This window comes from Streptomyces sp. SID5910 (assembly GCF_009862125.1).
Classification (GTDB): Bacteria; Actinomycetota; Actinomycetes; order Streptomycetales; family Streptomycetaceae; genus Streptomyces.
Genome location: NZ_WWHX01000741.1, coordinates 1 through 8,329 on the forward strand (window position 1 = coordinate 1; position 8,329 = coordinate 8,329).

At 75.4% G+C, this 8,329-nt stretch carries 7 protein-coding genes and 1 pseudogene; 5 read left to right on the forward strand and 3 right to left on the reverse strand.

All coding sequences use genetic code 11. The annotated features are described in order from the left end of the window. Positions 1-381: 381 nt before the first annotated feature. From GTW67_RS26060 to GTW67_RS26080, 5 genes are read left to right on the forward strand one after another with little or no spacing between them, the layout of a single operon-like run. Positions 382-1,596 carry an ADP-ribosylglycohydrolase family protein gene (locus tag GTW67_RS26060; protein ID WP_524539821.1) on the forward strand — a complete coding sequence of 405 codons (1,215 nt, stop codon included), beginning with the start codon at positions 382-384 and terminating at the stop codon, positions 1,594-1,596. Beyond that, on the forward strand, positions 1,593-2,768 hold the full coding sequence (locus tag GTW67_RS26065; RefSeq protein ID WP_161167226.1) for an ADP-ribosylglycohydrolase family protein: 1,176 nt from the start codon (positions 1,593-1,595) through the stop codon (positions 2,766-2,768). Before GTW67_RS26060 ends, GTW67_RS26065 begins: the two co-directional genes overlap by 4 nt. Further along, positions 2,756-4,138 (forward strand): ADP-ribosylglycohydrolase family protein, encoded by a 1,383-nt coding sequence (locus GTW67_RS26070; RefSeq protein WP_161167227.1) that lies wholly within the window; start codon positions 2,756-2,758, stop codon positions 4,136-4,138. Before GTW67_RS26065 ends, GTW67_RS26070 begins: the two co-directional genes overlap by 13 nt. Further along, a complete protein-coding gene (locus tag GTW67_RS26075; RefSeq protein ID WP_161167228.1) occupies positions 4,120-5,346 on the forward strand; it encodes a CaiB/BaiF CoA transferase family protein in 1,227 nt (408 codons plus the stop codon). Before GTW67_RS26070 ends, GTW67_RS26075 begins: the two co-directional genes overlap by 19 nt. Next, on the forward strand, positions 5,343-6,167 hold the full coding sequence (locus GTW67_RS26080; protein ID WP_161167229.1) for an HpcH/HpaI aldolase/citrate lyase family protein: 825 nt from the start codon (positions 5,343-5,345) through the stop codon (positions 6,165-6,167). The genes GTW67_RS26075 and GTW67_RS26080 overlap by 4 nt, the downstream gene beginning before the upstream one ends. A gap of 62 nt (positions 6,168-6,229) precedes the next feature. Here GTW67_RS26080 and lgt read toward each other — a convergent pair whose 3' ends face one another. From lgt to GTW67_RS26095, 3 genes and pseudogenes are all read right to left on the reverse strand, one after another. Next, complete coding sequence (gene lgt / locus GTW67_RS26085; protein ID WP_161167230.1) at positions 6,230-7,252, reverse strand: prolipoprotein diacylglyceryl transferase; 1,023 nt, start codon at positions 7,250-7,252, stop codon at positions 6,230-6,232. Between the two features lie 84 nt (positions 7,253-7,336). After that, positions 7,337-8,110 carry a thioredoxin domain-containing protein gene (locus tag GTW67_RS26090; RefSeq protein ID WP_161167231.1) on the reverse strand — a complete coding sequence of 258 codons (774 nt, stop codon included), beginning with the start codon at positions 8,108-8,110 and terminating at the stop codon, positions 7,337-7,339. Between the two features lie 86 nt (positions 8,111-8,196). Further along, a pseudogene (locus tag GTW67_RS26095) lies at positions 8,197-8,329 on the reverse strand (tryptophan synthase subunit alpha); the annotation flags it as partial.

An 8,329-nucleotide genomic window follows, 5' to 3' on the forward strand; every position in this document is an offset into this window, starting at 1 on the left:
CCCGTCGCCACTGCCGCCCCAGGCAGCGGCATCAGCCCACCGGCGCCCGCCGCTGCCGCGGTAGGCAGCCGCATCAGCCTGTCGGCGCCCACCCGCGCCGCCGGCGCAACTCCGGCGCAGGCCACCGCCGACGACGTCTGTACCGCCACGGGCCCCTCAGCACCGAGCCCCGCCGAGAACACCCACTCGCACACCATCCCCTCCGCACCGAGCCCCGCCAAGGACACCCTCCCCGCCACCGCCACAGCACCGACCACCGCCGAGAACACCCACCCCGCTCCCACCCCCTCCGCACCGGCCGACGCCGGAAGTGACCGCCCCGTCACCGCTCCCTCCGTATCCGGCCCCGTCGGGGGCGACGCGCAGCCCGACGGGCCGGCGGTGCCCGCCCCCACCGACGGCAACCGACCCGGCACCGGTGCCGCGGCACCCGCTCACGCCACGCACCCCCACCCCACGCCGCCAACACAGCTTCGGCAGGTCGAGGGGCTGTTGCTCGGGCTGGCCGTCGGGGACGCGGCCGGGTGGCCTGCTGCTCGGCATCGGGCCGCGCGGATGCCCGAGTGGACGCGGCGGCTCACCCGCGAGCTGGACACGTTCGCCGAGCAGAACGCGACCACCACCCTCCCCGTCCCCATCGCCCTGAACCAGAACCCGGAGCCCCTGCGCCTCGGCCCCTCCGACGACGCCGAGTGGGCGGCGTTCGCGGCGGAGGCCCTGCTGCGTGCCGGGGACGACAGCGCGCTCGGCGACCTGAGCCGGGAGCGCCGTACGCGCGCCGCGATCGACCTCACCTGGAACGCCGCCGCCAGCGAGGTCGCCGCCGCGGCGGACCGCGCCCCCGAGGTCGAGTCGGCCGTACTGCCGCTGCGCGCCCGCATCTCCGTGCGGGCCGGGCTCGGCAACCTCGCCACCGGCCTGCGCCCGCCCGCCACCGGCCACGACAACCCGCACTACTTCGACGACGCCGCCTGCGTCCGGGCCTGTGTCCTCGCCGTCGCCCACCCCGGCGCCCCGCGGCTCGCCGCCGACCTCGCCGAGTTCGACGCCCGCTACACCCAGGACGGCGACGGCGTGCACGGCGCCCGGGCCATGGCGGCGGCGCTGGCCTGCGCCCTCGGCGGCGGCGACGTGGAGGCCTGCGTGGACGCCGCGCTCGCCGAGCTCCCCGAGGAGACCGAGATCGGCCGCAACACCCGGCAGGCGCTCGCCCTCGCGGCCGAGGCGGAGAGCGCGTTCGCCCTGGTCCCGCTGCTGGAGCACCAGATCGTCGACCACGTCTACAGCTACGGCGTCGCCGCCGCCGAGACCGTCCCGGTCGCCCTGGCCCTGGCCCGCGCCGCCGGGGGCCGGATCGCCGAGGCCGTGCCGGCGGCGGCCTGCCTCTCCCGCGTCGCGGACTCCGCCCCCGCGCTGGCGGGCGCCCTCACCGGCGCGCTGGGCGGCGGCGCGTCGATCCCCGCGTCCTGGCGCGACGCCTGCCGCACGCTGCCCGGCTGCGTACTGCCCCGCCTCACCGGCACGGACCTGGTGGAACTCGCCGGGCTCCTGCACGCCACGCGACCGCACCGACCCGAAGGAGGACGCACACCATGACAGCCCGCACATCGGAGAACGGCACGGCGAGCCTGGAGGAGCGCGTCACCGGCGCCCTCGTCGGCGCGGCCGTCGGCGACGCGCTCGGCGGCCCGGTCGAGGGCTACTCCCCCGAGCAGATCCTCGAACGCCACGGCGGCCGGATCCACGGCGTCGTCGGCCCCTGGAACGGCGACGCCTGGCGCACCGCCCGCCCCATCGCCCCGTACCACAAGGGCGACGGCCACGTCACCGACGACACCCTGATGACCCACGCCCTGGTCCGGGTCTACGGCACGGTCCGCGACCACCTCGACGCGTACGCGGTCGCCGAGCACCTGGTCCCGGACCTGATGACGAACCCGCGCTGGATCCCTGAGCTGGAGGCGGACGCCCTCCCCCTCCAGCGGATCTTCCTCGCGGAGAAGTGGCTGGTGGCCAGGATCCACTACGGCCACGTCGACCCCCGCGAGGCCGGCACCGGCAACATCGTCAACTGCGGCGCGGCGATGTACATGGCCCCGGTCGGCCTGGTCAACGCCGCCGACCCGGCGGGCGCCTACGCCGAGGCGCTGGACGTCGCCGGCGCCCACCAGTCGTCGTACGGCCGTGAGGCGGCCGGCGTCTTCGCGGCGGCGGTCGCGGCGGCCTGCGCTCCCGGCGCGACCCCGGACACGGTGCTGTCGGCCTGCCTCTCCCTGGCGAAGGACGGCACCCGGGCGGCGATCGAGGCGGTCGGCGAGGCGGCCTCCCGCCACTCGGAGTTCGAGTCGGCACTCGTACCGCTGCGGGAGGCGGTGGCGCCGTACGACACGGTCGGCCCCGACTACCGCGCCCCCTCGCTCGGCGCCCGCCGCCCGTCCCGGCTGCACGCGATCGAGGAACTACCGGTCGCGCTGGGCATGCTGCTGGTGTCCGGCGGCGACTACCGCCACGCGGTCCTCGGCGCGGTCAACTACGGCCGCGACTGCGACTCCATCGCCACGATGGCGGGCGCGCTGGCCGGGGCGCTGGGCTCCCCCGTCCCCGAGGACTGGGCGAAGACGGTCGCGGAGGCCAGCCGTCTGGACCTGTGGCAGCCGGCGACGACGCTCACCGAGGTGGCCCGGGAGGTCTTCGAGCGGGACGTCGAGCGGCGCCGCGCCCACGAGCGGGCGTTCGCCGCGATCGGGGGCACGGGATGCTCCGACTGACCTGGGTCCAGCCGGAGGACCTGCTCGGCCACGAGCTCCGTCAGGCCGCGCTGGACGGCCGCGACGCGTCGGCGATCGCGTCCCGCTGGCGCGCGGCGGGCGGCCGCGACGCCCCCGGCCGGGCGGGCGCGTCCTCCCAGCAGGCCTCCCCGTACCTGCGTCTGCTGGCCGACGAGCTGCTGGACGAGCTGGCCGCCCTGCCGAACCCCTCGGCGGCGGAGGAACCGACGGAGCTGGACGCCATCAGGGCGAGGTGCCCGGAGTGGCCCGCCCCGCGCCCCGCCGCGCCCCCGGCCGCGTACGCCGAGCGCCTGGAGGCCGCCTGGCTGGGCCGGGCCGCCGGCTGCCTCCTCGGCAAGCCCGTCGAGAAGCTCCCCCTGACCGGCATCCGCCGCCTCGCCCGGGCCGCCGGGAACTGGCCCCCGACCTCGTACTTCACGGCCCGCGGCGTCCCCGACGAGCTGCTGGCCGCGTACCCCTGGAACCGCCGCTCCGCGGCCACCTCCCTCGCCGAGAACATCGACGGCATGCCGGAGGACGACGACCTCAACTTCCCCCTCCTCGCCCTGCTGCTCCTGCGCCGCCACGGCCGTGCCTTCACCACCGCCGACGTCGCCCGCGTCTGGCTGGACGAGCTGCCCGCAGGCCGCGTCTTCACCGCCGAACGCGTCGCCTACCGCAATCTGCTCGCCGGTCTCGAACCCCCGGCCACGGCGAGCCACCGCAACCCCTTCCGCGAGTGGATCGGCGCCCTGATCCGCGCCGACGTGCACGGCTGGACCCACCCCGGCGACCCGGCCGGCGCCGCCGAACAGGCACATCGCGACGCGGCCCTCACCCACACCGCGAGCGGCGTCCACGCGGCGATGTTCGCGGCGGCCGTCATCGCCGACGCCGCCACCGGCACCCACGACGTCCACGCCTGCCTGCGCACCGGCCTCACCGTCGTCCCGCCCGGCTCGCGCCTCGCCGGGGCCGTCCGCCACGCCGTCCGGCTCGCCGAGGCGCACGACGACTTCGACACGGTCGTGGACGAGCTCCACGCCACCCACTCCCCCGCCCACCACTGGGTCCACGCCGTCCCCAACACCGCCCTGACCGCCGCCGCCCTCACCCACGCGGACGGCGACTTCGCCGGCTCGGTCTGCCGGGCCGTGTCGGGAGGCTGGGACACCGACTCCAACGGAGCCACCGCCGGCAGCGTCGCCGGACTGCTCGCCGGCTCCCCGGCCGCCCTGCCCGGGCAGTGGACGGCCCCGCTGAAGAACCGCCTGGCCACCTCCGTCGGCGACTTCGACGGCATCGGCTTCGACACCCTCGCCCACCTCACCCACACGGAGGCCACCCGCTCATGCCCCGGCCCGTCGTGACTCCCCCCGCGCCCCTGCCCGTCCCCGCCCCCCTGGCCGGCCTGCGCGTCCTCGATCTCGCCACCCTCTTCGCGGGCCCGCTCGCCGCCACCCTGCTCGGCGACTTCGGCGCCGAGGTCGTCAAGGTCGAGCACCCCACCCGCCCCGACCCCTCCCGGGGCCACGGGCCGTCGAAGGACGGCATCGGCCTGTGGTGGAAGCTGCTGGGCCGCAACAAGCGCACCATCACCCTCGACCTGTCGAAGCCCGGCGGCCGCACCACCCTGCTCCGCCTCGCCGCGACCGCCGACGTGGTCATCGAGAACTTCCGCCCCGGCACGCTGGAGAAGTGGGACCTGGGCTGGGACGAGCTGTCCGCGGTCAATCCGCGCCTGGTCCTCACCCGGGTCACCGCCTTCGGCCAGTTCGGCCCGTACGCGCGCCGCCCCGGCTTCGGCACCCTCGCCGAGGCCATGAGCGGCTTCGCGGCGATGACCGGCGAGCCGGACGCCCCGCCGACCCTGCCGCCGTTCGGGCTGGCCGACTCGATCGCCGCGCTGGCGACGGCGTACGCCGTGATGACGGCCCTGTCCGCCCGCGACCTCACCGGCGAGGGCCAGGTCGTGGACATGGCGATCATCGAGCCCATCCTGACCGTGCTGGGCCCGCAGCCGACCTGGTACGACCAGCTCGGCCACGTCCAGCCGCGCACCGGCAACCGCTCCCAGAACAACGCGCCGCGCAACACCTACCGCACCGCCGACGGCACCTGGGTCGCCGTCTCCACCTCCGCCCAGTCGGTCGCCGAGCGCGTGATGCACCTGGTGGGCCGCCCGGAGCTGATCGACGAGCCGTGGTTCGGGTCGGGCGCCGATCGGGCCGAGCACGCGGACGTGCTGGACGCGGCGGTCGGCGACTGGATCGCCCGGCACACGCGCGCCGACGTGCTCGCCGCCTTCGAGAAGGCGGAGGCGGCCGTCGCCCCGATCCAGGACGTACGGGACGTGATGGCCGACCCGCAGTACCAGGCCCTCGACACCGTCACCACCGTCGACGATCCGGAGCTGGGCCCGCTGCGCATGCAGAACGTGCTGTTCCGGCTCTCGGCCACCCCCGGCGCGATCCGCTGGGCCGGCCGCCCGCACGGCGCGGACACCGAGGAGGTGCTGACCGAGCTGGGACTGACCCCGGCGGACGTGAAGGAGCTGCGCGAGGCGGGGGTCGTATGACGCCCCCCGCGCTGACCTGGCTGTACGCCCCCGGGGACCGGCCCCGGGTGGTCGCCAAGGCGCTGGCCGCCGGGGCCGACGTGGTGGTGATCGACCTGGAGGACGCGGTCGCCCCGGACCGCAAGGAGTACGCCCGCGCCTGCACCGCCGAGCTGCTCACCGACCCGCAGCCGGTGCCGGTGCACGTGCGGGTGGACGCCCTGGACGGGCCGCTGGCCGCCGCGGACCTGGCGACGGTGGCCGCGCTGCCGGGGCTGGCGGGACTGCGGCTGCCCAAGGTGACGTCCCCGGATCAGGTCGCCGCCGTCGCCGAGGCGACCGGCGGGCCACCGCTATACGCGCTGCTGGAGACGGCCCTGGGCGTGGAGCGGGCGTACGCGATCGCCGCCGCGCACCCGTCGCTGCGCGGCATCGCCCTCGGCGAGGCGGACCTCCGCGCCGACCTGGGCGTACGGGGTGACGCGGGCCTGGACTGGTCGCGGGCGCGGGTGGTGGTGGCGGCGCGTGCGGCGGGGCTGGCGCCGCCGTCTCAGACGGTGCATCCGGACACCCGGGACCTGGAGGGTCTCGCGGCGTCCTGCGCGCACGGCCGCGCTCTGGGCTTCCTCGGCCGCGCCGCCATCCATCCGCGCCAGCTGCCGATCATCGAGCGGGCGTATCTGCCGACCGAGCGGGAGCTGGAGGAGGCGGAGACGATCGTCAAGGCGGCCACCGCGCAGCCGGGCGCGCAGGCGCTGCCGGACGGGCGGTTCATCGACGCGGCGGTGGTGGCGACGGCCCGGCGGACCCTGTCCCTGGCCCGGCGGCCCGTCCTCGCCTGACACACGCCGAGGGCGCCCGGATCCTCTCCGGGCGCCCTCGGTGACGTACGGCGGGCCTTGCCTCAGCCCTTCCGGGCCGAGTCGGCCCCGTCCTTCACGTCCTTCACGGTGCCGGCGTCCGTGCCGCCCTCGGGAGCCTTGGCGTCCTTGACGCCCTTGGCTTCCTTGACGCTCTTGGCCTTCTTGGGAGACCCGGAGTCCTCGGAGGTCCCGGCGTCCTTGTCCGCGTCCGTCTTCGCGCCGTCCCCGGTGTCCGTGCCGGAGTCGTCCGCGCCCGGCTCCACCACGGCCTCGCGGCCCGGCCGCAGCCGCGCCGAGACCACCATGTAGACGACGGCGAGCAGGAACACGAAGAGCGCGGTCCAGTTGTTCAGCCGCAGGCCCAGGATGTGGTGGGCGTCGTCGACCCGCATGTACTCGGTCCAGAAGCGGCCCGCGCAGTACGCGGCGACGTACAGCGCGAACGCCCGCCCGTGGCCGAGCTTGAAGCGCCGGTCGGCCCAGATGACGAGCAGGGCGACGCCGATGCACCACAGCGACTCGTACAGGAAGGTCGGGTGGTACGTGCCCGGCACCCGCCCGTCGGCCGACGAGGTGATCTTCAGGGCCCACGGCAGGTCGGTGGGCCTGCCGTACAGCTCCTGGTTGAACCAGTTGCCCCAGCGGCCCAGCGCCTGGGCGAGGGCGATGCCGGGGGCGACGGCGTCGGCGTACGCGGGCATCGGGACGCCCCGGCGCCGGGCGCCGATCCAGGCACCGAGCGCGCCGAGCGCGATCGCGCCCCAGATACCGAGGCCGCCCTCCCAGATCTTGAAGGCGTCCACCCAGTCGCGGCCCTCGCTGAAGTACAGCTCGTAGTCCGTGATCACGTGGTAGAGCCGGCCGCCGACCAGGCCGAACGGAACGGCCCAGACCGCGATGTCGGCCACCGTGCCGGCCCGCCCGCCCCGGGCGATCCAGCGCTTGTTGCCGAGCCAGACGGCAACGAAGACGCCGATGATGATGCAGAACGCGTAGCCGCGCAGCGGGATGGGACCGAGGTGCAGCACCCCGCGCGACGGGCTGGGAATGAAGGCAAGTTCCATGGCAGGGTCGACGCTACCGTGTGGGACGGGGAGCGCGGCGGGCAGCCCGGCTACGGGTCCGTAACGGGCGGCATCCGACGCGGCCTACTTGTCGGCGTCCTGCACGAGCTGCTTCAGCTTGGCCGGGGTCATCGAGTCCTCCTTGTAGATGTTCCTGCCGTCCAGGAGCACGGTCGGCGTGCCGCTGAAGCCGCCGGCGAGGAAGGCCTTGTTGGACTTCTCGACCCAGCTGTCGTGCGTGCCGTCCTGCACGCACTTCTGGAAGGCCGGCGTGTCCAGGCCGTCCACCTTGCCGGCCAGCCCGATCAGCTTGCCGTTGCCGGCGAAGGCGTCGTCGGTCTCCTCGGGCTGGTTGTCGTACAGCACGTCGTGGTACGCCGGGAACTTGCCGGCGTCCTGGGCGCAGGCGGCGGCGTTGGCCGCCTTGCGGGAACCGCTGCCGCCCATGTTGCCGTCGATGATCGTCGCCAGGTGGTACTCGACCTTGAGCTGCCCGGCGGCGGTGAGCTCGTGGATCGTGTCGCGGTACGCCAGCTCGAAGGCCTTGCAGGCCGGGCAACGGAAGTCCTCGTAGATGGTGAGCGTCGACTTGGCGCTCTCCTTGCCCACGGGGATCGCGAGGCTGTCCTTGCCCAGCGCGCCCGAGGGCGCCACGACCGGGCCGGCCGACTCGCCGCCGTCGTCCTTGCCCGCGTTCGCCGCGACCACGCCGATCACCGCGGCCAAGCCCAGGACGCAGACCACGGACGCGCCCACGATCAGCGCGCGCCGGCGCTTGTCCCTGGACCTCTGCTTCTCGCGCTGGGCCGCCAGCTTCTCGCGGGCGGTGCGCTTTCCATCTCGGTTCTTCTCGCTCACACCCGCAGAACGAACCGGGGAGGCGCTGAGCGCCTCCCCGGTCCCAGGTCCACCCGTACGGGGGACCCCCTGTCAGTTGCTTGCCGTCACGCCCGGCCGCGCACGCCCTTCGCCAGGTCGGCGGCGAGTGCGCGGACGCCCTCCAGGCCGGCCGCCTCGTCGGGGGCGTCCAGCATCCGCGCGACGAAGGCGGAGCCGACGATGACGCCGTCGGCGAAA